This window comes from Pedobacter cryoconitis (assembly GCF_014200605.1).
Classification (GTDB): Bacteria; Bacteroidota; Bacteroidia; order Sphingobacteriales; family Sphingobacteriaceae; genus Pedobacter; species Pedobacter cryoconitis_B.
On the sequence record NZ_JACHCE010000001.1, the window covers coordinates 71040 to 94329 of the forward strand.

Genomic DNA, 23290 nt, shown 5'->3' on the forward strand with positions numbered 1-23290 from the left:
ACAATTTGGAAATAAGTGTTTTTTCTTAAATATTAAAATAAAAAAAATATGGATTAATTATTTTTTTTAATTAACTTGTTTTTGTTCTGTGGCTATTGAATGTTTATTAATTGTTAAAATTACAATTGAGATACAGAACTGTTATTTCATTGTTCACTCAATTAAAATTTAAAAGCTATGGCAATTGTTACAAAAAGTCATTTAGGGACATTTACAGGGAAAATAGGGAATATGGTTATTTATCAGCTTAAAGGACAGATCGTATCCCGTGCAATCGGGAAATCTCATAAGCCTGCTACAATTAATCAGAAGACCTCACGTATGGCTATCGAAAAGCTGAACCACTTTTTTAGGGATATCAAAGGCTATATTAACGTCGGTTTTGAACTGGAGGCAAAGGGTACGACATCAAATCAATTTAATATGGCTATGAGGTCTAATCGTTTGCATATTAAAGGATTATATCCTGAAGTTGAAATAGAATTTGCAAAGATGCTGGTTACAAAGGGATTGATGCCGGTTGTTAAAAATGCAAAAGCTAAAATATTAACCAGCGGATTAAAGGTAACCTGGGATAATCAATCGGCAGAGAAAGGAATGCGTCAGGATGACCAGCTTATGCTGCTGGCTTATTTTCCAGGTACAATAATTAAAACGCGTATTTTTACTACAGAAGTAAGAAGAGCTGAAGGCAGATATACGTTTAAACTAAACAGAGATGCGGTTATGCCTAAAGCACATCTCTATTTGTCTTTTATCTCAGATAACCGTAAAATTATTTCAGATAGCCAATATCTGGGGGAAATATCCTGGGATAATGCTGCTAAATAGCAGGTGTTCTTCCTCCATCTACAGGGATGCTTGTACCTGTTACGTAAGCAGCAGCAGGGGAGGCCAGAAATGCAATTACATTTCCGATTTCTTCTGCTGTACCTATCCTTTTCATAGGTATACTATCAATTAATGCTTTTTCTACTTCATCTTTATTGGTGTGGTCAGACAGACTATCCAGTAATTTAGTATAACGCGTAGTATGGGTTAAGCCCGGAAGTACGTTATTCACAGTAATATTGTATTGTCCAACTTCGTTAGATAAGGTTTTTGCCCATGAAGCTACTGCAGCCCTGATGGTATTGGATACACCCAGATTTGGAAGTGGTGTTTTTACAGAAGTGGAAATAATGTTGATAATCCTGCCATATCCTGCTTTTTTCATTCCTGGCAAAACTGCGTTGACCAATAAATGATTACAGATGAGATGTTGCGAAAATGCCTGTTCAAAATCACTGGTTAATGCAAATGTAATTGGTCCTGGTTTGGGGCCGCCACTATTATTGACCAGAATTTCTACCTCTTGTTCTGAAACTATTTGCTGAATTGCAGCATCGGCCGATGCCGGATTTGAAAAATTTGCAACTGCATAAGCATGCTGCTGTCTGCCGGTGATTGGCAATTCTTTTAAAGCACTGATCAATGACTCTTCGTTTCTGGCAATAAGTATACAGTTAGCCCCTAAGCGGGCAAGAATGATGGCTGTAGCTAGTCCGATACCTTGTGTGCTTCCACAAATTACGGCAGTTTTATTAGAAAGAGATAAATTCATTTTAATCAGGTTTTAAAAAGGGAGTTTAATAGTTGTTTTTTTAAAGGTACAAATAAAAAAAACGCCGGCCTCTTATAAAAGACCAGCGATTTTTGCGTGTGTGAAGCTTATTATCTTTATCTATCGCCTCTTCGAGGCTGATTTCCCCTGTTATCATCCCTTCCGTTTCTCTGGTCATTATGGTGATCATCCCCTCTTTGTGGCCTTGCAGCAGGACGGGTTTCTCTTACAGGTACCGGTCTGTTATTTCTGGCAGTTACGTACCTTTTATCTTTGCTATCTCTGATATTGCCTTGTTTACCGTGATAATTTCTGTATTTGCTGTATTGTTTAAGATTCTGTGCATGGTTTAAATAAGGTTTTGGTGTATTCATAACCACTTTATAGCCATTATATAAATTATACCCGCTATATCTTGGGGGAAGGGTTTTTCTAAATACCCATTGACCGTTAATCAGGTAAACATATTGCTGTGCAGATACATTGTAATAGGCATCCACATCCGGCAGATAATAATAATCAACATGGTTGTATCCGGCCGGACCCCAGCTTGGTTGAGAACCTATATTGATATTTAAGCTTACCTGTGCATTGGCTTTGATGCTGCTAAACGAAGCTACTCCGATAATTACAGCTAAAACTATTCTCTTCATTTTTGTTTGGTTCTTATCTGTATGGGATATTCCAAATGATATGCCATCATTAAAAATATAAAGCTATGCATCTATGAGCAGGGGCTATTTGCCGATGGAGGATGAATACTTATCGCCCGTGGCAGATTTTTTTAATATTTTAGCCTGATGATAGATGTATCCTGCGCCCTGATTATTAGCCATAACGGACAAGTTTTAGTCGCTCAAAGAAGCTTAAATATGCATTTGCCGCTTAAATGGGAATTTCCTGGCGGTAAAGTTGAACCAGGTGAAAGTGCAAGGGAATGTCTGATCCGTGAAATTCGGGAAGAATTAGGAGTAGAGATCAAAATTGTAAAAAAGATGTCCCCGGTTGTCTATGATCAGGGAAAACAAATAATTCGTCTTATTCCTTTTCAATGTGTATTGGTTAGGGGACAGGTGAAACTAACTGAACATGCTGCATTTCTGTGGCTGGAACCTTCAGCGCTAAGTACGCTGGACTGGGCGGAGGCAGATATTCCGGTAGTTCAAAACTTTATGAGAGATATGATGTTATAAAACAAATCTATCTTATGAACTCATTTTTTAAAACAATAATAGCAGGCTGGGGAGCCAAAAAACTTGGTGGCGGCTGTTTATCTACCATTTTAATTTTCGTTCTGATTTATGTTGCATTAGGTCAGTGCAGCAGAACCCCGCAAAAAACGGCAGCACTTAATCAAACAGTACCCGCTGTTGAAAACAGAAGGTAGCTGTCAGTTATTGATAGTCTATTTTTTAATAGCCTCAAAAAGTTTTGGTAATTCTGTATCACCGCTGGTATTAAATACTATTGTGTTTTTAGGCGAATACAGAAACAGGGATGGATATTTTGTTGGCTGAAATAGTGGGATGAATACATGGTCCCGGTCTTCGAGCAGTAATACATTTTTCTTTCCAATCAGGTTTTTCCCATATTTACTCATGAAGTCATTCATTGTAATATGCTGGTCAAGGGATACCAGGTAGATGTTTATTTTCTTAATCTCATCATATTTTTTTGACAGCTGAAGCATTGCTTTTTGACAATGACTGCAGGTTGCATCAAAAAACACGAACAGTGATTTATGGCCGGGAGTGATTTGCGCCCTTGTAAATGCTTTTCCGTCTGCTTTATAGAACTGGAAAGCCGGTATGGCCGCGGCAGGGGTCTGGGCTGAAACATTGATAAAAAAGAAGAGCAGCAGAAAGCTGAATAAGTATGTTTTCATAGAGATAGGTGAATATGATTAATATTTGCTAATTTAATGATTGAAATATAAATAAAAAATCTATTGAATATGAAGGCGAGTACACTTATTTTGGGTCTGATCAGCCTGTCTTTTTTTGCTAATGCGCAGCAAAAGAAAGGTGGATATACAATTAATGGAAATATACTGGGATTGAAATCGCCTTATGTTTATTTGTCGGTGAATGGAAAGTCTGATTCGGCAGCGGTAAAGGATGGCAAATTTAGTTACAAGGGCGAAAATGTCACTGCGCCTTCGAAAGTAACTTTACATAATAAGGTGGTTAGATTGGGCACCTTTTATGTTGAAAATGTTCCGGTTACGATTAAAGGTGATTTAGATAAACCAGATGATATCATCATTACAGGTGGTAAAACACAGACAGATAACAATGAGCTTTCAGCAAGTAAGAAAAACATTGATGAACAGCTGAATAAAATTTATGAAGCCTGGGGAACCGCTAATAAAGCAAAAGACCCGGTTGCGCTGGCTAAGGCTGACAAAGAGATGGAGCCATTGGAAGAGCATTCTAAGCAGCTGACTATTGAGTTTATAAAAACACATCCTGCGAGTTATGTCAGCTTAGAGAAAATTAACGAGCTAACTTATGAGCTTGATTATGCCGCAGTTTCGGGATTATTCCAGGGATTATCTCCTGTAATTAAAGCATCCGGAGCAGGAAAAAAAGTTGAAACTTCTTTGGCTGTTCTTAAAAAAGGAAGCAATGGACAAAAAATGATTGATTTCACACAGAATAACCCATCTGGCAAACCGGTTAGTTTTTCTTCTTTTAAAGGTAAATATGTACTGGTAGATTTTTGGGCAAGCTGGTGTGGCCCTTGTCGTGGAGAAAACCCAAATGTAGTTAAAGCCTATAACCGTTTTTCTCCAAAAGGTTTTACGGTATTAGGAGTTTCTCTTGATCAGGATGGGACGAAATGGAAAAAAGCAATAGAAGATGATAAATTACCCTGGGATCAGGTTTCTGAGCTAAATGGCTGGAAAAATGAGGTCGCTAAATATTATGGCATTAATGGCATTCCATCAAATTATCTGGTAGACCCAAACGGAATCATTGTAGCAAGAAATCTGAGGGGTGAACAACTGACAAAGAAACTGGAAGAATTACTTCCATAAAAAAGAGCTGGAAAAAGAAACGGGGACCATCCAGGCGGACGGTCCCCGTTATCTAATTAACGCTCTCCCATATAAGACGCTGAAATATGTTGTTTATTGTGTGCGAAAAAAATAAATTGTAAAATTTTAAAGATATCGTGGTTTAAGCTTAATAACCGTCTAATTAGCGCGGAAAGAATCTGATGGTTTGGCCAGTTCATATTTGATCCAGAAATCAGAAGCTGTTGCATTTTGGCTATTTACCCCTGCGGCGTTACCAGATCCTCTGCCGCCACCCATACCGCTACCGCCGTGTCTTCCACCGCCGCCACCGCCATGCATACCTCCACCACCCATACCCCCACCTTTTCCGCCACCCATACCACGACCACCTGAAGGTGCACTTTCGCCAGCCGGCATGTCTTTATGGTGATGTTCTAAGCCAGTGTTGATTTTTATATTATAGGCTATGGCTTTTATTTCATTGCCTTTTAGACCAAGTTGTGCTAAAGGAATAGCCAGTTCACAGATATAATCTCTTTGTTTATTGAATGCTGCGGCTACTTCTATACCGTCTTTATTTGGCATGGCTAAACTACCATCGGGAATATTTTTGAAACCGGATACCTGTATGACATGTACACCCGCATGTTCATCCGCGTCTATAGCGGGTTCATGATGCTGTAAAGAGTCATTTTGTTCATGTGGTGGCGGAGGCTGGTTCATACCCAGAAAATTTAGTTTGATCCCATCTTTCTTTTTTCCCGCCGTATTAATATCCAGGGTAAGTCCGCCAGACATTAATTTTCTGGTTGTCACTTCATCAAGTGATTCAATGATCAGATAAAGATTTTGCTGATCATTGGCCAGTGCAAATGCAAGTTTGGTTTCCGTATTGTAGTTGTTAAGTGGTTCATGCCACTCATCCGAAACTCCATCCACTTTTACAGGATGCCCTGCCCATAAATTTACGTCGGCATCGGGGTCATTTTTTTGTGCGTAAAGTGTAGGATGAATTGCGATAATGCTGGTGAAGAGTATTAAACTCAGAATGGTTTTCTTATCCATTTTTTTTTGTGGCAAGGGGGACAAAAGACCTTGCTTAACAAAATTATCTGATCACTGTTACATTCTTTATTAATTAACATTATTTAACGCATTGACAGTCTGGAAAAGATATTTATTCACTGTTCCTTTCGTTCATAATATACTTATGGGACTCCTGACTATTGTGAAATTTACAGGGAGGCTGTATCTTGGCCCAAATACTAAATATAAACATGACAACGGCTGACCTCCATAAGAGACAGGAATTATTCTATAGTGCTATAGATCAGGTGGAAAAAGATTATCACTTGTATTTCGGACTGAAATCTATTCAAAAAAAATTAACTCAGACTGAGCGCATTTATGATCATTTCATACTTAATCATGATACTTTTGAATTATCTTTTGATAATGATAGCGATTTACCTCAGGAGATCAGAGATCTGGTCATTAATGCTTATCATGAGATCTTTTTACTCAAGAGAAATGTGAGTTGAAAATTGACTTAATAATTACGATACTAAATGCCTTTAGGTACTAATCCATAGTATAAATCTGAGGTTTTGTCTTATTTTAGAGCTTTGAACGAAGTCTCTGATCTGATGCTGTAAATCCTCTATTCACCATCGTTTTATGGCTGTTTAGTAAATACGTCCGGAAGCTACACATGAGCTTATCAGGTCTGTAAACTATAGGCTTATGCTGACCAGATGCTGAGGACCATGAGTTTTTTGAACGATACGAATAATGATTAAAAAAGTATATACCACCTATAAGAATTCTTTTTCCGGATTAAGTGCTGAAACATGGTTATTAAGTATAGTAATGCTCATCAACAGGAGCAGCAGCATGGCTGTACCCTTTATGAGTTTATATATGACTCAATATTTGCACAGACCGCCTTCTGATGCCGGACTGATCATTACTTTGTTTGGTATTGGCTCTATAATGGGGGCAACCGCAGGCGGGAAACTGACCGATGTTATTGGTTTCAGAGCGGTACAGATTATTTCTTCTATTATAGGAGGTGTATTCTTTGTTCTGTATTCTACCATTACACATTTCCATGCCCTGTGTGTAATGACTGTAGTAATCAGTTTCTTCTCAGAGGCATTCAGACCTGCAAACTTTGCAGCCATTGCGACTTATGCAAAAGAGGGGACTCTGACCAGATCTTATTCTTTGAACAGGCTGGCGACCAATATGGGCTTCGCTGTAGGCAGTGCGGTTGGTGGAATTGTAGCTTCTTTCAGTTATCCTATGCTTTTTGTGGTAGATGGTTCAGTGAGTGCACTTTCAGGACTGGCTATTCTTTTGCTTTTACCGGCAACAGTAAGGGGTGCGCGTAAAGCGGTTGCAGAAAAAATAAAGGGAATGCAGGTGCGTAAACCCTGGGAGGATATTTTGTTTATCAAATTTTTGTTGCTGACCACAATGCTGACTACCTGTTTCTATTTGATGTTTAGGGTAGTGCCTTTATTTTATAAAGAGGTATGGCATATCAATGAGATGGAAATTGGTTTAATCCTGGGGATGAATGGTTTGATTATCGCATTGTTCGAAATGGTGATGATCAGCAGGATTGAGAATAAACGTTCTCCGATTCATTATATCGTTAAAGGGGTGTTGTTCATCGGCAGTGCCTATGTCATGTTATTATTACCTGGAATCACCCCTGTCATGGTTGCACTATTATCTGTATTGCTGTTTACGATCGGAGAGATGTTTGCCCTTCCTTTTATTAATACTTTTGTGATGAGCAGGACAAATGAATTTAACCGGGGACAATATGCTGCGGGCTATACGCTGAGCTGGTCTGTTTCGCAGGTGATCGGACCTTCGGCAGGTTTTTATCTGGCCGAGAAATATGGATATAACTGGTTGTGGATTATGCTGATTTTACTGTTGGTCGTTTGTGCGTCAGGATTTAAATTACTGAAGCATAAAATGGACTAGTTTAAGCACAATTTTGTATTTTCGGGCAGAGTGTTTACATCGGGAAGCTGTTTGGGTTTTGAACAGGCTCTATAATTTATCTAAAATAAACCATAAATAAATAAAAGATGAAACGTAATGCAACAGCCGTTTGGAATGGCACAATCAAAGAAGGTAAAGGTCATTTAACCACTGACAGTACTGTTTTGAACCAGACTCAATATTCATTTAACAGCCGTTTTGCAGATGGGGTGGGAACTAATCCCGAAGAATTGATGGCTGCTGCACATGCAGGATGTTTTACTATGAAATTAAGTCTTGATCTGACTGAAGCTGGTTTTAATCCAACTTCACTGGAAACTAAAGCAACAGTATCATTAGATAATGGGGTGATCACAAGCTCTAACCTGGTATTGAAAGCTGATATACCTGGTATCACTGAAACTCAATTTCAGGAAATTGCAGCCGGAGCTAAAGAAAACTGTCCGGTGAGTAAGGCTTATAATGTAGCGATTTCTCTGGAAGCCAGTTTAGTTTAAGTCCGGTTGACCGATTTCCTGTTTATTGGAATAATTAATATAATTTTTTAAGAAATGCTTTCTGTGAAGAAGGCATTTTTTATTAGAGGGCCTGGTGGATTAATATTTGGGAGGGGCGATCAGGTTCCTTGCGATTAAAAAGATAATAATAACTGCCAGCATGATGATCATTATTTCTGAGAATCCAATGTTAGTACCGTTGACCATATAAAGTAGTGTATTCATATTCTGTAGTTTTATTTAAGCAGTTGACTTTGCTAATTGAATTTATTTCATCTCCCTTACCTGGATCATTTCATGTTCCTGATTGGTTTATTGATGATCTTGAATTTCAATGTATTAAATAATAATTTAAACGGGCTTTAAAATTTAATCTTTAACCAAACAATACGGTCTTTCATTCCTTTTTAAGGTATAGATTTCTAAAAAATTAAATTATGGACAGGTTAGTAATAGAATCAATACTGGCAGAGGCCGAAAAGATATACTTATCAGATGAAGGTGGAAATGCCGGATCGGATGCTGCGCTGATGCTTGGCTTTAAAGAAGATCATGCTGAGCAAGTAGCTAATGCTTTTAAGGCTTTAAAAAATGTAGCGGGGGATAAGGTGGTAGAACTGGTCATTTGTAAAACACTGGTTTCTGGAATTTATGATCTGGAAATTAAGACAGATGCGCTGGATGAACCTGTACGTGTATTGAATAAAGCGATTGCTAATGACTTGCTGGAAAGTATTGAAAAGCATTTGCAGAAGAATAAAGAAATTGTATTGGGCAGTAATGTCGCTGCAAAGGAAAGCTGGATCACCTTAACGGACGCACAGGTAAAAGAGTGCCTGGTTAAAGGGGCTTAATCAGGCTGTTTTTTAAGCTACTTATCTTACCTTATTCTATTCAGATTCAGGAAATTGAAATTTGCCGGATATTGTGTTTCCGGTTTGTGTTTTCCTGAATCTGCTTGTAATTTTAATCACTAAGCGCTTATCTTATTAGTTTTATAGTTTTGGTGCTATTGCTGTCTTTTTTCAGTGCATTGTTCTGCTCTGATTGAAACTATTTCTTCCTTTTTTTTGCTTAATTTTCTTCCATCTGCAATAATTCTTATCGATTTCCTGCCATTCTTAAAGGTGAAAATTCTACAAGAATTTTATTAAAACCTCAACAGGTTGATTTACTGTTCTTTTTTTCGGACTGCTATTTCTTCCTCCGCATGGATTATTTTAAAATAATTTTCAGGGAAGAGACGGGGTTAAATTAAATCGATATGTTATCTTCGTTTTTTGTTATTTTAGTGATAGATAAATTAAATTATGAGTGAGGAACCAGCAAATAAGTCCTTTGGGCTTTTAAAAAGCTTAAAGAAATTAATCTTTGAGGATAGCCCTGAACCTTTTGTTCCTGAAGTTAAACCAATGGCTGGTCAGCCGGTAGTGGAAACTAAAACGGGTGAAAATGTAACTAAAAACCCTCAGACTAATCTAACACAAAATACTTCGGCCCTGCCACCTGCCGATGTAAAGCAGATGAAAGTTAAAGTATTGGAAATACTGGAAAGGATTAACGAACCGGGGATGGATTTCTTTGAAGTCTGGAATGCGGCGGCTGAAATGGGCAGTGTCAATGCAGGCTCGATTAAAGCTGCGTTCACTTCTTTGAAATATGTAGATAAAACTTTGGATAAAGATAAACTGGTTAGGACTGGCCAGGGTTATATAACTGAACTTCAAAAGGTCATTGATAAAGAGACCAGTCAGAAGCAATTACAAAAAGATAGTATTGAACAAAATCTGATTGCTGAAAAAGCTAACCTGACTGCTGAAATTCAAAGGTTAGAGCAAAATATTGATGAATTGCGTGAAAAATTGAATTCCAGGCAAAAGGAACTAAAAGAAATCAATAGCAAATATGAACCACAATTACAGGATATCGACGCAAAGATAACTATTGGCAACACTGCCGTCGCCGAAGTTATTACCGATATTAAAAACGCCCTTAACATAATTGAAACAAATATAAACTAAGAAAAAAATGGAAAGTAAGTCCCAATTTGTAAATATCCCGGCCGAATTGAAGAGCCAGTTACCCATATTCCAGGTACTGGGTGATCATTTGCCAAGTCAGATGCAAACCCCGGAAGCTAAAAAGACAATGGCCAATATATTTTTCTGGGCAGTTGTTTTGGGCGGAGCTTTTGCCTTTTTTAAATTCCTGCCAATTATGCTGGAATATGCGGCTAAAAGTATTTTGCTGGTTATTTTTAGTATCATTCTGATTGTATTATTATTACTTGCACCAAAAATTATTGCTTTACTGCACCGTTTGGGAACAATTCTGATATTTAAAGGAGAGAAAGCCATTATCCGTAATAATCCAATTGAAACGCTGCAATTGTTATCCAAAGATGCTAAGGATACTTTAAAACGTGTGAAAGAGAAAATTACGAATGTGGATGGGGTACGTATCGATATGATACAGAGTGGTGAAACTGCACAAAAAACAGCAGAAGAAAAGTATACTTATGCCAAACGTTTTACTGTTGAAGCTGCTAATCTGGATGAAAAAGGAAAATTGGAAGCTGCCAATAACAATATGGAGAAAGCTAACGGATACGGCAGAGATGCGAAAGAGACCCGTACTAAAGCATTTTTGTTAGGTAAAGAAGGTGAATCTGAGGAGCAGAATGCAAGAAGTTATGTGCAATATGCCAACCAGTTTGCCAAAGTTCTGGAAGTATTAAAAGATAATGAAAGTGCTGCCCGTATTTATGTAAGTACGCTTGATAGCAGTATTTCTATCATTTCTAAAAAACTGGAAGCTACTCAGAAAATGAAAAATGCGACTGATGGTTTAGCTGAGGTTTTTAATATTAAGGATAGCTGGGTATTCCAGGAAGCAATGAACGCAGCAACCGGGGCGATAAGCCAGAATATAGCTTCTATACGTTCCAATCTGGATTTCCTTGACCAGAATAACAATATCACTGTAGGTGGTGCGCCAACACAGGGAGAATTGGAAGAGTTTATTCAGAAAGTAGATCAGAGAAATCTTAAGATGTTGAATGTTAGTCAAATGTCTGATGCTTCTTATGAATTGAAACCGGCAGAGAAAGTAGATAAAGGTTTTACTTTATTAGATTAAGAAAAGGAATTTTTAACAATAAAATTAGTATACAAAAAAGAATATGGAAGAGAAATCAACATGGGGCAGACTACGCTGGCCAATCAAGGCAATAATTATTGCGATTCCAATTATAGGATTGGGTTACTGGGCATCTGAAACGGGAAAACTTGATGGTAAAGCAACGCAAGCCACTCAGGATAGTACCGGAATCAGCAGAACTGCTGAAAAATCCGGGTCTTCTTCGGCAGCAACCAGTGATGAGAAACGTACTTTCAACTATACCCCTGAAAAACCAGTAAATGGCGAGTATAAAGGTGTGGTTGAGGTAGGTGCTTCTGGTTTTAACTCTTTCGTGGTTAATATTGATAAAGAGAAACGCTGGGAGATTATTTCTAAAGACTTTGGAAAATCTTTTGTGTACGAAGGTATGGCCACTGCAGCTGATATCCGTACAGGATTAAAAGATTATATAGGGGCAATGTTTGATAAGGGAGTAAAATCTAAAAATATCCATTTTGTGATCAGCTCTGGTGCACAGAAAGAACCTAAAACTGCAGCTATTACTTCTGAATTGAAAAAAATGGGTTATATAGTTAACCTGGTTACTGCAGAGCAGGAGGGCAAGCTGGCTTTAAAATGTGTATTGCCTGCATCTTATTATGATAATTCTTTCGTTGTGGATATTGGTTCTGGTAATACGAAGATCTCCTGGATGGATGGTATTGTTAAATCTTCTGAAGCACCAGGAGCTAAATATTATGAGAAGGATTTAAAGGATGCTGCTGTTTATGATCAGGTTAAAGCTATTGCTGAAAAGATCCCTTCTGCTAAACGTGAAGTTTGTTTTATTATTGGTGGTGTTCCATTTGAACTGGCTAAACAAACACGTGTGGGTGAGGAAAGGTTTACTGTATTAAATAATCCTGAAAAGTATAACACGGATAAAGTAAAGATTAAGAGCGGTGTGAATATTTATAAAGCTATTAAGTATGCTACACATTGTGATACTTTTGTCTTTGACTGGGACGCTAACTTTACGATAGGGTTTTTACTGTCGGTTAAGTAAGAGATTTTAGCGATTAAAAAGCCGCCTTGTCAATTGATAAGGCGGCTTTTTTTATTAATCAGCTATAAGATTGTTTTACTTCACAAACTCCATCAAAGGCTCCAGAATGGTTGTTTCAAATTCCAGTTGCTGTCTCTGCCCTTTCTTGCTATTTGAAAAGGGATCGCTGATCGGATAGTTTTTTATGAAACGAGTGCTTTTTGCACCAATAGTATAGGTCAGCAGACCATAACTGGTATCGTTTACCAGCCTTATTTCTTCAAAATCCATCAGGGTTTTGGTATAAATGCCAGGGATCTTCCGGTATACTTTGCGGGTGCCCTGATCGAAAATCAAGGTTACATTTGCTAAAAACAGGAATTCATAGACTACGTAACAGCAAAGTCCTCCTCCAATCAGATAAAGTATAAATTTTACGTCATGTCCTATGGGTAAAAATGGAACGACAGCAAAACATAGAAAAATGCCCACCAGAAAGATCTTGATTTTGGTATAATAACTCAGGTTTGGCTGAATACTGAAACGTCCATCCGAGATTTGTAAATTATAAAGTGCCATATGATTTCTAAGCTCAGTTTAGTCTTCCAATTTCATAATTTGCAATGCTTCATTAACCATATTGTTAAGTGGCGCTACGGTAAATATAGATTGATTGAGCATCAGGAGTTTCTCTTTCCCATTGATATTAAGCACCATATTGACTGCACCATTCATTGTAATCCCAAATAAAGAAACTGTACTCGCTACAACAAAAGTCTCAAAATTGTCCAGACTATAAGCCACTTCCGAAGTGAGGAAGTGCCTTTTAAAAAGGATTTGGCGGTTTTCCATATCAATGGTTGTTTTTGTAGTAAGACGAAGTAATACTAATGCGCCCAGTAATGCCATCGCATAACCGATCCACATTACGGCTTTATCTGCTGAGCCTTTAGTAAAAGCAAGTAAAAGGCCACCTAAAAGAAAAATGCCGCCAAGAAAAGCTATAAATACAAATTGTGCTTTTAAATGATATTTTTCGCCATCCTGTTCAAAGTACTTGTAGTTGTTCATGTTTTCGAGTTAAAAGAGTTAAATGGATTTTAAACAATAGTATTTTTATTAAAATTAATATGTTGTGTTGTTAATAGGTATTTTTTTTATTAGCTAAAGAATTTGTGATGTCAAAATTAATGCCATATGTCTATTTATGACTATTTAAATTTTTTGTTTCGGTTTAACTTATTAATATATTGGTTGTTATGATTTCTTTTTGTTTGTTTGTTAAGAATAGTGATTCATTGCGCTGTAGTAAAAACAGGTAAAGCCGTTTCTTATTTAATTATCCTGTTGCAGGAGTAATAAAAAAGCCGCTCCTGTATAACAGAAGCGGCTCTCTTAAATAGATCTTATGGAATTAATTCACATTGATCTTCACCTTAATGATGTTATTAATTGAAGGTAAAGTAGTAAAAGGATTTGGGTTAGGTACTTCGGCGATCGGATTACTTTGTGAAGCTGTTGCACCGCCAAGATTGAATTGTGAATTCCCTGCTCCCGGAAACTGATCAATAGCAGTACCATTATCATATAGTTTGATAGAGCTGGAAATATCAGCTGTTTGTGTGGCATCAACACCGTTTCCGGCAGAAGCAAAGAACCAGTCATTAGAGAAGCCATACATGGTGGCGATAGCAATACGATCACCTTTGGTTACAGAAAGTTCCTGAGAAACACTGCCGCCAGCCTGGTTGCCAATTACAGGTAGTAAAATATTAGATCCAGGAGCAGGTAAGATGTATACATTCTTAACGCCCGGTTTTCCTTTTAGTGTTGCGGCCAGTATTGCTGCATTTCCTTGCTGAGCCAGGTCTTTTAAACCCTCATTGCGATCTTTTTCTCCAAGGTTGTAGATAGGGTTTTCTATTCCATTATATACAACTACTAATATTGGAGATAATGGGGTGAAAATTCCTGTATTACTTTTGATATAAGTATATAAGGGTGCATTGTTTCCTGCTTCAGCAATTTGAGTCAAACCATTCGCTGTAGGCTGTCCGCTGGTGAAAATAGGGGCAGGATTCAATAATTTACCGCCTGCAATATAAGAGATTGCCCATACACCAGGACTTAGCGGGGTTTCGTTAGTTGTGCCCCCTGAGGTGTTCAATAAGGTTAAGGTAAAGTAAGAATCTCCTTCATATTTCAAGGTTGCTTTAACTAAAGAAGAAGCTGGCAGATAGGTGTTTCCCTGAGCATCTGTACCATTTACCTCTGTAACCGGATTGTTTTCTGCCGTACCCGGATGGTTAACTGCACTACCTGGTTTTTGATTTATCCTGGTTCCGTTATCCCATAATTTGATTTGTGAAGAAACATCACCTTCAATTGGTTTTTTATTCTGATCATAAAGTGCAATACCTGGGTTTGCCGGTGCGAAGAACAAATCGTTAGACCACCCATACATAGAGGCAAATGTAACGGCCTGACCTATGGATGCAGAAAAACGGAAGGAAACTGATTGTCCCGGAAGGATAACAGGTGGTGTACCCGTTCCCTGAAATGTACCGGATTCAACCAGACTGCTTGAGTTTAATACGTTTTCTACACTGATTGTAGTTTTGTTGTTTAAAGCGGGAGTAGTAGCTGCGTCTTTTTTACAGGCTGTAAATGTTAAAGGTAAGATAGCTAAGATAAGCCAGTTCCATTTGTTCTGAAGTAAATTCATTTGTGTTTCTTTTAGATTGTTATACCCCTTTGTCGGGGGATAACAAGAAACCTTACAGCAATTTTAAAAATTAATTTTGTTATTTACTTACTGGTCTATAAGCCAGTTATTCTTAAGAGTTTTATTAACTGAAGGAGAAACTGTTTCTGGTGGTATATGATCATCTTCTTTAACAGTATCAAGATTAAGGTTGTTAAAAGATTGAAGTATTATTTCAATACATCTGATATTGATCTCAAAATAATAATTTTGTAAATTAGGTTTGGGTCCGACAGATTCAAAATAATACCATCCATTAAGAGTTTTTATAATATAAATGAATAAGCAGGCCGCATAATTTTCTGATTTATATTCAATAGTTCCGTTTAATGTCCATAGTTCTTTAATCGCTGGATTGTCAGACCTTATCTTTGTAAGCTCAGTCAGGTCAGTTGTGAGTTTTGACATTCTGTTAAACGATTTTTCATATATGGTGGCCACATTACCGGTCTCTTTTATGGAATAAAAAAATGCATTAATTACACCTCTGTTAAAAGAGCCAATAGGATGTGCAAATACAAATCTTGAGAAGGTATTTGTATTCTTTGTTTCGTATTTTATTTCCCAGGATACAGGAATATAAAATCGGATGGCTTCAGTAAAATCATATTCAAAAGGAAGGATGTTTTCTGCCATTTGCCAGTCTGATTTATAAATCAGGTCCCAGTTCGTTACAATATGAAATATGTTACCTGCCAGGTTTTCATAGTCTTTAGAAAAGCAGGTAGCCTTAATACAGAATAAGTTTGCACCATTTTTATTTTTATCGTGGTCTTTGATTGTAGTGAATCTGGATATAATTTCTTCACCACCAGGTGTTTTTTTGATGGTAAGGACATCTAAATACTTTCCTGTACTTTCTCCTGTTATTTCTCTGAAATCTAAAACAGCTTCTCCAATTATAGCCAGCTTTTTCCATAACCAGTCTGAAGCGTTAATCTCATATTCACAATATTCGGTAACTACTTCAATTTCCAGGTAAGGACTATCGTCTATGCTAATGTATTGACCTATATTAACGAGATTAACATTACTTATCTCAATAGGGGTTACTTTGGTTGGTTTTACATGATTTGGTAAAATCACCCAGTATTGAAGTGATTCTTCGGCCGAGGTATATAAGCATTTCCAGAAATTTGATACCAGATAATCATCTTCCAATACTGATCTGATGGGAAAAGAATAGGTTATTTGTTTTTCTTCCATGATAGAATGCCTCCAGGCAGGTATTAAGACTTTAGACCCCAGTTACTGCTGATATGCTGCATAGTCCCGGCCAGACTTTTATAATCTTTTCTGGCACATGAAGTCTTTATGGTGAAATAATTAAGGTCACTTTTTAATACGGTAAGTCTGCTGATAATATCATTACCGTCTTTCATTTTTTTTGCTGTTAATACATCAAGATATTTTTCTCCATTTTTTGCAGTAATAAGATGCTGTTTCAAAATAGTTTCATTCATAGTTTTTAACTTGTCCCCCAGCCATTCTGAAGGTTGAATCTTAGTACTCAGGCTTTCATAAGCAACCTGTACTTCCATGTAGGCTCCCTGATCAATCGTGCTATACTGGCCAATGATAGTCAGGCCTAAGGTTTTAACCAGTTCAGGTTCTACTTTTGTTGCTTTAACATTTTTTGGAAGAATTACATAATAAGCCAGTTTCTCTCCCGCAGAATCATAATTAGCTTTCCAGAAGTTTTTAACTAAATAATCATTAGTGAAACTGGTTTCCAGAGGAAAGTTTATATCTTGTTTGATGTCCATTTGTTTTTGTTCTTCTTTTTTCACCTCATTGCCTGTTTTCATCTGACAAGAAGTTGTCAGTAAAGCTACTGCTGCACCAGCTAATATTATTCTAATCATTGTATGTTTATTTTTTTTCTCCAAACCAAACTCCGTAAAGCATTAAAAGAGACAGGGCAAAAAAGATCGTTTTATAAGCTAATTCAATTGTTTGTAAATTGTTACGTGCGAAACTAACAGGGTTTCTTTCCAGGTTTACTGCATTATGTGTTTCCTGAAACCTGTTGAGTTTACTGACGATAGCGCCAGCAGCAAGAACCATAAGATTCAACAGAATAAGTATAAAGAAGGATAAGAGAAGGGCCTTGAAAATATCCAGGAAAAAGGGGCTTGGAATGTAATGGATGCCCCTTACTATACCTGCTGCAATAAATGCCAGAAGAGGTACGATCAACATAGCTGATCCGTAGCTTATTGCTGCTGTTTTCGGGGTGACAATTTTAGTAAGTTTAAAAATTAAGAAGCAATTTAAAATAACAAATAAAGCGTAAAATACTATTTTCATAATTAACCAATTAATACTGTGGGACATCCTGATAAAATTGTACCTTCCATTGGCCCGTTCATGAAATTCTTAAGACCATCCCATATAGGCTTCAATGAAATAGTAACATCCAAATCTACTTCTAATCCTAATAATAGTGCTAATTCTGCTCCAACATTTGCTGATATGGCCAGGTTTTCTGTATCGACATAACCTCCAATTTTTCCACCTGCAGCAGCGCCACCTGCTTTTGCACCAGCTTTGGCTTTTACATTAAGGATAGAAAGTATATCTAACTGACCTTCATATTCTGCTTTTGCAGCACCAAAATCACCGGAAACTTCTGTTTGAAAGCCATACTTATTATTAGCACCTGTAAATACCTGTCCGTCTGCTTTTCCTTCGGCATATAAAAGATCTCCTTTTCCTTCCGATTTATGATAAAGGGTACCTTCTTTTCCGAGATGGAAATCTGCATTACCAGAAAGGACAGATGCTTTGCCTTCTGAAATGACAGAACTTCCCTGGGCGGTATTAATATTAGTGTTTTTAGACTCTGCTTTAAATGCAGAGAAACCACCGCCACCGCCATATTTTCCATACTTCCCATCTTTTGGTACGTAATCTCCTTTAGCGTTAAATTCTACCATTACTGCGCCGGCTTCCAGATAATCTATCTGGCCATCTTTATTGGTGTCTTTTTCATTGGCATATAGATTAGCTACCTTAATAGTAAGATTATCCGGGTGTATAGTTTTTACTGTACCATCTGGATTTGATTCTTTAACGGGAGTGAGGTAATGAAACTGATCTTTTGCCGCTACAGGCCCTGCCGGAGCCGGAGCCGGAGGAGTAGCACAGTCTGTTTTATCTCCCATTCTGGCCGCGGGTTTACCATTGATGAGTACAGTAGGGCAACCTTCAATAATAGAACCCGGACCTCCGTGAATAGCGCATGCAACGAGGTCACCTTGTCTTGCAGCTGGTTTGCCACCGATTGATACATTTGGACTGCCCGATAAGATAGGTCCGGTATGAGCTCCCTTATCTAATAGCATTCTTGCTGCTGGTTTTCCCATGACTAACTATTTATTTTAACAAGTGTTGCTTTAATATCTGTTGTTGCCCCCCCAGAAACTGAAACCAGCTTACTTGATGATATACTGTGGGAGTCAGTTCCTTCTGAAGTCATTATTTTTGACTTTTCGTTCAGTGTATCTTCTCCTTCAATTTTAATTGCTTTTCCTTTGATGTCAATGGTGTTTGTAGGGGTTTTACCTCCAATAGTTCCCATGGTAATTTTTGGTGATTGTATATCAATTGAAGTTGAACCTTTAATTCTGATTACCGGAGAATTAATATCAATACTGCTTGCTGAGGTAATGGAGATGGAACCGGTTTTCTCGTGGATTTTGATAATATTTCCTTTACTTGTTGAAATCTTAATCTGATGTTTGTTATCATTAAATATCAGCTGGCTGCCTGTTCTTGTGGTAAATGCTTTGACGTTATTTTCCTGAATATGATGGCTGTCTTTACTCTGGCCATGATGAATACTTCCCATCACAAATGGGCGGTTCGGGTCATTGTATCTAAAACCTACGATCACCTGATCGCCAACTTCGGGATGAACAAAGAACCCGCGGTTTTTTGTCTTTCCGTCTCCTTCCCCTGCATCGGCAGTTAGTATCCTGATCCACTCTGTTTGTTCACCAGTTGCCTGTTGCCATAGGAATTGTACCTGAACACGGCCCATTCCCTGAGGATCGTTATTTGTTTTAACAGTAGCGATCTGTGATTCTGCCACCGGATATCTGACTTCTTTTACAGGAACCACATTACTGGCTGCGGGAATAGCTTCGAAAGTATTTCTATACCTGTTGTTCCCGTCTACTTCGTGGGTTACTGAGGTTAACAGATACTGTCCGTAATCTTCTGTGATAAAATCCAGTACTCCTTTTTTTGATATTTTGATACTTGCGATAACTCCAATATTCACACCAGGACTACTTGATTTTCCTAATAAGGCAACCAGACTTGCGGCAGCAGCTTCTTTTCTGACTTTTAGCATATCGTCAAGCTCGCTTTTGTCTTTTACTCTTGGTTTTAGCGGGACGTTTACTGATCCTGAAAATAGGTCCTGCGCTTTATTTAATGCGAACTGGCTATCTGCATCCAGTCCATCAACTGAGCTGGGCGCATCGGCCTGCAACAGATTATTATTAGCTGAATTATAGGAATACTGAGAGAAATTAACAGGCCCCATTTTCATGGACCAGTTCATACTGGAAATTTCTCTTCCATATACCAGATCAATTACGGGTAAAGAATCAGGTTTACCGAAGTTTGTATTTAGACCATCGTAATAAAACCACTCTCCATATTCTGAGGATAAGCGATTTAAGAAAGAAAAGGTACTTTCTTTATATTGCGTCATGTATGGGATCCGGCGCGAATAGACAGGTTTGGCTTCGATCCTGAGATCGTTGGAAACTACTTTGCTGGTCGCTTTAGTGACAATGTCCCTGAGCGTTTTATCCTTAAATGATTTTAGATCTATACCGTTATCCAGGAGTATGGTCGGGCTGTATCCGCGAATAACAAGGTCTCCATGAAGACCGTTGCTTTGCGATAAACCGATTTCGCAGATAATGCCGCTGAAAACGGTTGTCCGGCCTGTTAACGATGCGGTAAGTGTTATGGAAATGAATTTACTGATCAGACCCTTCGAAGTCTCAGCGGTAGCTGAGCCGAGCTTTTCAAATGTATCATGGTTAACATGAAGTTCAAACCAATGGTGTGCATTGAATGCCTGTTTAATAGTCAGGTATGAAAAAGCCAGAACTGGCTCTCCTTCAATATGGATTTCGGTAATTATTTTTTCTTCCATAACGCTAATCTCTAATGTTTTTTGAGCGTGTTAATTAGTGCTTTTGATTTAAGAATTTGGCATGTCTGTTCCGGAGTTCTTCTGTATATGCTTTTTCTACATATTCATCATTGATAGCTGCGCCTTTATAGTAACCTTTCAGGATTTCTTGTCTCGCTAATCTGGAAAGCTCTGCTAAAGGAACGGGCTGATGTTTATCACCGCTTAATCTTTCTCTTGGAAATACCAGGTTAGGGAGCGAGACAAAATAGATAGTCCATTTTTCATTTTCCAATGCGCCATACATGACATATACATAATCAAGCTCTGCATCTTTAGCTTTGTCCTGCAGCAGCAGCAGTAAATAAGCTCTGTCTTTTTGGGTGTTAAAAAATACGGCATCATCTACTTTCCAGTTAAATTCTTTGAGTACCTGTACCTCTTCCAATCCGGCTGCAAGCCATTGATTTATGTTTTCATTAGCACTTTTTTGTATGTCCTGATAAGGTTTTGTACCTTTTATTGCATTCAATTGTTCTTCAAACATTTTCTTAGTTTTACTTTGTCCGTTTAAACATCCTGCTAAAGAAACAAAAAAAGGAATGAGCAGGTATGCAATTATTTTTTTGTTCATCTGATAACGGATTGACTTCTTTAATATAATTTAATATAATTAATTTACTCCTCTTGGTTTAACATATCCCCGGATACCTTTTCTGATATTAAATATCCATCCGTAATTGGCAACGCTATGACTGGCATAAGGTCCTTTTGGCACACTGGGCGGGATATAAATATTAGCATCTACACCAGGAATACGTTCCTGCGGGGCAATCCAGTCTTGCTGATACCAGGGGTCGTCGGGGCCGGAACCATATTGTGCACTTTCTGAGACAAAGCCTGGAATCGGACCTGCTCCCGGATTTTCAGGAGCCAGTGCATATATTCTTTCTGGATTGTATCCTGATTCATAAAGTACCTCGGCCATGCCCAGTGCATAAGCAAATCCCATGCTGTGACATACAATATCAATAGGGATTGTTTTAGGATCATAGAGGTCAAGATCACCGTTTTCTCCCCAGATAATCTTTCTGCCTGCTCTATCTTTAATAGGAGAACGGTTAATCTGATTGATCTGGCTGATCAGTGAAAACCCGGCTTTTCTGCCATGTTGTTTTCGGGCTTCAAAACCTAAAGCATTTTTTGCTGTGATTGCAGGGGCATCACCGTCTGCATAAAAAGAGAACTGATCGCCTAGTCTGGTTTGAAATTTATCATCTATATCTCCCCAATAGTCATTTATATCATAACTAACCACCTGATCATCACGTCTGATTTCGCGGATAACATTTTCAACAGGAAAGGCCAGCCGGAACCCGTTCACGAAAATAATTATCGCCGGAACTTTAGGTTTAACGGAAATACCGGCTGATGGGATAGTGCGTATGCTCCTTGGCATCCCATATAGATCTCTGTTTGGTATCATAGCTTAATTAGCTTTCATTAATAGCAAATGCGATAACTTGTCTGGTGTCAGTTCTGAAACTAAGTTTGTATTCATTCTTAGTCGTTCCATGGTAGACAGCATACCAGCCAATAAAAACCGGAACCTTTGCACCCGAACTGACATCTGTTTTAACTACGTAATTGAAACCCAGTAATTCAATTTTAGTAATCTGGCCTTGTGTACCACAAAGTTTTTCATAGATGGTAATAACTTTGTCTGCCTCAGGAAGAATTTTTGACCAGAATAAAGGTTGAATCTGCTTATAATTCTTTTTTTTTAGCAAATCAAAGAAGTTATCGTTGAATTTCAGATCAGCAGCGGTTCCTTTAAGATCTGAAATCTTATATTCCATTACATCAGATTTTCCGGAAGGAATTTCTACAGTGGTTCTTAAAAGAGAGAACTCTTGTTTTTCTTTGTCATCTAAATCATTGTATAATAACAGGATAGCAGAAGATCCTATCAGCCTGATATCGTCCGGATTTGCCAGTGTCTTAAAATTGATATTCACTGACATGACTGCGTTTTCATTTTCTTTGCTTTCGGTAATGGAAACAGATTCTGCTCCATATTTTTCTTTCAAAGCCTTTTCAAGTGCTTTTTGATGTTTTAATGAATTGTTGTTACCGCAGCTATTCAGCACAGGGGTCAATAAGATTAAAATGATAGTGGTCAGTTTCATTGATTTAGGTTTATATAGGTACAGGATTGCATCAGAATCGGAAAATTCAGTAATTGTATAAAAAGAAATTTAGCGCGGGACCAGGAAATGAGCAGGATTACCAGAAGATGAACTATATAACAAGGAGAAAGAGCTTCTCTCTAGAGTGTTGTTAATTTTTAGAAAACCGGCATAAAGAAGCAACATGTGCCCCATGCCCAAAAAGTCTATTGTTGCTTTGAAAGCCATAATACAATTTTAAGGGTAAAACATTCTAAAATACAGTGAGTTAGTACAATAACCATGCCGTTGGCATAAAATTATGACCCAGATGATTCTAGTTTTAATCTCTGATTAAAATATTTGATTTTACTGCGATTCAAGGGGGATTTATTCTTTATCGCTTCAAAAATATTGTCTATGGGTTTTTAAGATAACATAATATTAATTGTCTGTTTTACAGGAATTATCAAATTTTTGGACATAAAAAAAGCCCCTGGAAAGGAGCTTCTAAAAGGTCTTAAATCCTAGAAAGAAAAATCATCATTCTGGCCTTTTGCAGCACCTTCATGGTTCTCTGAATATTCATAGCGTTTTTCAACTACTTCCTGGTGATTCTTGATATAATCAACTGTCTCATTTAATCCTTCAGCAAACTTCTCAAAATCTTCTTTGTATAGAAAGATCTTATGTTTTACAAATACACCGTCTTCCAGTCTTTTCTTGCTTTCAGTAAGAGTTAAATAATAATCTCCTGAACGTGTTGCTTTAACGTCGAAAAAATAAGTTCTTTTACCGGCCCTTACTTTTTTAGAAAAAACCTCTTCTCTCTCTTTGTTGTCAAATTCTCCCATGTTTGGTATTGCTGTTGGTTTTTGGTTCGGGTAAATAT

General features: G+C 37.7%; 27 protein-coding genes. 10 read left to right on the forward strand and 17 right to left on the reverse strand.

From position 1 onward, the window contains the following. Positions 1–177 precede the first annotated feature (177 nt). A complete protein-coding gene (locus HDE68_RS00340) occupies positions 178–831 on the forward strand; it encodes a DUF6266 family protein (RefSeq protein ID WP_183877794.1) in 654 nt (217 codons plus the stop codon). Here the strand turns inward: HDE68_RS00340 and HDE68_RS00345 are convergent. Both HDE68_RS00345 and HDE68_RS00350 read right to left on the reverse strand, forming a co-directional pair. Further along, entirely contained in the window at positions 824–1603 is a 780-nt protein-coding gene (locus HDE68_RS00345) for an SDR family oxidoreductase (RefSeq protein ID WP_183877796.1), read from the reverse strand. The genes HDE68_RS00340 and HDE68_RS00345 overlap by 8 nt on opposite strands. 116 nt (positions 1604–1719) lie before the next feature. Next, entirely contained in the window at positions 1720–2256 is a 537-nt protein-coding gene (locus tag HDE68_RS00350) for a hypothetical protein (protein WP_183877798.1), read from the reverse strand. A gap of 147 nt (positions 2257–2403) precedes the next feature. Here HDE68_RS00350 and HDE68_RS00355 point away from each other — a divergent pair, with 147 nt between their 5' ends. Next, positions 2404–2796 carry a (deoxy)nucleoside triphosphate pyrophosphohydrolase gene (locus tag HDE68_RS00355; protein ID WP_183877800.1) on the forward strand — a complete coding sequence of 131 codons (393 nt, stop codon included), beginning with the start codon at positions 2404–2406 and terminating at the stop codon, positions 2794–2796. Positions 2797–3008: 212 nt separating this feature from the next. Here the strand turns inward: HDE68_RS00355 and HDE68_RS00360 are convergent, their stop codons facing one another. After that, entirely contained in the window at positions 3009–3488 is a 480-nt protein-coding gene (locus tag HDE68_RS00360; protein WP_183877802.1) for a TlpA family protein disulfide reductase, read from the reverse strand. Between the two features lie 69 nt (positions 3489–3557). Here HDE68_RS00360 and HDE68_RS00365 point away from each other — a divergent pair, with 69 nt between their 5' ends. Further along, entirely contained in the window at positions 3558–4643 is a 1086-nt protein-coding gene (locus HDE68_RS00365) for a TlpA disulfide reductase family protein (RefSeq protein ID WP_183877804.1), read from the forward strand. A gap of 159 nt (positions 4644–4802) precedes the next feature. Here the strand turns inward: HDE68_RS00365 and HDE68_RS00370 are convergent, their stop codons facing one another. Continuing rightward, a complete protein-coding gene (locus HDE68_RS00370; RefSeq protein WP_183877805.1) occupies positions 4803–5690 on the reverse strand; it encodes a hypothetical protein in 888 nt (295 codons plus the stop codon). A gap of 212 nt (positions 5691–5902) precedes the next feature. Here HDE68_RS00370 and HDE68_RS00375 point away from each other — a divergent pair, with 212 nt between their 5' ends. The 3 genes from HDE68_RS00375 (at position 5903) to HDE68_RS00385 (ending at position 8143) form a co-directional block, all read left to right on the forward strand. Next, a complete protein-coding gene (locus tag HDE68_RS00375; protein WP_183877807.1) occupies positions 5903–6166 on the forward strand; it encodes a hypothetical protein in 264 nt (87 codons plus the stop codon). A gap of 250 nt (positions 6167–6416) precedes the next feature. Next, positions 6417–7625 carry an MFS transporter gene (locus HDE68_RS00380; RefSeq protein WP_183877809.1) on the forward strand — a complete coding sequence of 403 codons (1209 nt, stop codon included), beginning with the start codon at positions 6417–6419 and terminating at the stop codon, positions 7623–7625. 107 nt (positions 7626–7732) lie between these two features. Next, positions 7733–8143 carry an OsmC family protein gene (locus tag HDE68_RS00385; protein WP_183877811.1) on the forward strand — a complete coding sequence of 137 codons (411 nt, stop codon included), beginning with the start codon at positions 7733–7735 and terminating at the stop codon, positions 8141–8143. 99 nt (positions 8144–8242) lie between these two features. Here HDE68_RS00385 and HDE68_RS26450 read toward each other — a convergent pair whose 3' ends face one another. After that, on the reverse strand, positions 8243–8368 hold the full coding sequence (locus HDE68_RS26450; protein ID WP_260171538.1) for a hypothetical protein: 126 nt from the start codon (positions 8366–8368) through the stop codon (positions 8243–8245). Positions 8369–8580: 212 nt separating this feature from the next. Here HDE68_RS26450 and HDE68_RS00390 point away from each other — a divergent pair, with 212 nt between their 5' ends. The 4 genes from HDE68_RS00390 (at position 8581) to HDE68_RS00405 (ending at position 12329) form a co-directional block, all read left to right on the forward strand. Continuing rightward, positions 8581–8997, forward strand: a complete 417-nt coding sequence (locus tag HDE68_RS00390; protein WP_183877813.1) for a hypothetical protein — start codon at positions 8581–8583, stop codon at positions 8995–8997. A gap of 456 nt (positions 8998–9453) precedes the next feature. Beyond that, positions 9454–10164 carry a hypothetical protein gene (locus tag HDE68_RS00395; RefSeq protein ID WP_183877815.1) on the forward strand — a complete coding sequence of 237 codons (711 nt, stop codon included), beginning with the start codon at positions 9454–9456 and terminating at the stop codon, positions 10162–10164. Positions 10165–10171: 7 nt separating this feature from the next. Then, positions 10172–11281, forward strand: coding sequence for a hypothetical protein (locus HDE68_RS00400; protein WP_183877817.1), 1110 nt, complete (start codon positions 10172–10174; stop codon positions 11279–11281). Positions 11282–11324: 43 nt separating this feature from the next. Then, the gene (locus tag HDE68_RS00405) at positions 11325–12329 is read left to right on the forward strand and encodes a hypothetical protein (protein ID WP_183877819.1); all 1005 of its coding nucleotides are present in this window, start codon (positions 11325–11327) and stop codon (positions 12327–12329) included. A gap of 75 nt (positions 12330–12404) precedes the next feature. Here HDE68_RS00405 and HDE68_RS00410 read toward each other — a convergent pair whose 3' ends face one another. The 12 genes from HDE68_RS00410 to HDE68_RS00465 all read right to left on the reverse strand — a co-directional run bounded on the left by HDE68_RS00410 (position 12405) and on the right by HDE68_RS00465 (position 23252). Beyond that, a complete protein-coding gene (locus tag HDE68_RS00410; RefSeq protein WP_183877821.1) occupies positions 12405–12887 on the reverse strand; it encodes a hypothetical protein in 483 nt (160 codons plus the stop codon). 18 nt (positions 12888–12905) lie between these two features. Further along, on the reverse strand, positions 12906–13379 hold the full coding sequence (locus HDE68_RS00415) for a hypothetical protein (protein WP_183877823.1): 474 nt from the start codon (positions 13377–13379) through the stop codon (positions 12906–12908). Between the two features lie 343 nt (positions 13380–13722). Then, a complete protein-coding gene (locus HDE68_RS00420; RefSeq protein WP_183877825.1) occupies positions 13723–15033 on the reverse strand; it encodes a spondin domain-containing protein in 1311 nt (436 codons plus the stop codon). Positions 15034–15120: 87 nt separating this feature from the next. Beyond that, positions 15121–16278 carry a hypothetical protein gene (locus tag HDE68_RS00425; protein WP_183877828.1) on the reverse strand — a complete coding sequence of 386 codons (1158 nt, stop codon included), beginning with the start codon at positions 16276–16278 and terminating at the stop codon, positions 15121–15123. A gap of 23 nt (positions 16279–16301) precedes the next feature. After that, positions 16302–16937: a hypothetical protein gene (locus HDE68_RS00430; RefSeq protein ID WP_183877830.1), complete on the reverse strand. Its 636-nt coding sequence runs from the start codon at positions 16935–16937 to the stop codon at positions 16302–16304. A 7-nt stretch (positions 16938–16944) separates the two neighbouring features. Beyond that, entirely contained in the window at positions 16945–17382 is a 438-nt protein-coding gene (locus tag HDE68_RS00435) for a hypothetical protein (protein WP_183877831.1), read from the reverse strand. 2 nt (positions 17383–17384) lie between these two features. Beyond that, on the reverse strand, positions 17385–18440 hold the full coding sequence (locus tag HDE68_RS00440) for a PAAR domain-containing protein (protein ID WP_183877833.1): 1056 nt from the start codon (positions 18438–18440) through the stop codon (positions 17385–17387). 2 nt (positions 18441–18442) lie between these two features. Next, positions 18443–20251, reverse strand: a complete 1809-nt coding sequence (locus HDE68_RS00445; RefSeq protein ID WP_183877834.1) for a type VI secretion system Vgr family protein — start codon at positions 20249–20251, stop codon at positions 18443–18445. A 34-nt stretch (positions 20252–20285) separates the two neighbouring features. Next, positions 20286–20864: a hypothetical protein gene (locus HDE68_RS00450; RefSeq protein ID WP_183877835.1), complete on the reverse strand. Its 579-nt coding sequence runs from the start codon at positions 20862–20864 to the stop codon at positions 20286–20288. A 39-nt stretch (positions 20865–20903) separates the two neighbouring features. Continuing rightward, on the reverse strand, positions 20904–21716 hold the full coding sequence (locus HDE68_RS00455; protein WP_183877836.1) for a hypothetical protein: 813 nt from the start codon (positions 21714–21716) through the stop codon (positions 20904–20906). Between the two features lie 7 nt (positions 21717–21723). Next, positions 21724–22419, reverse strand: coding sequence for a hypothetical protein (locus HDE68_RS00460; RefSeq protein ID WP_183877838.1), 696 nt, complete (start codon positions 22417–22419; stop codon positions 21724–21726). Positions 22420–22925: 506 nt separating this feature from the next. Then, positions 22926–23252 (reverse strand): DUF3276 family protein, encoded by a 327-nt coding sequence (locus HDE68_RS00465; protein ID WP_111632195.1) that lies wholly within the window; start codon positions 23250–23252, stop codon positions 22926–22928. Positions 23253–23290 lie beyond the last annotated feature (38 nt).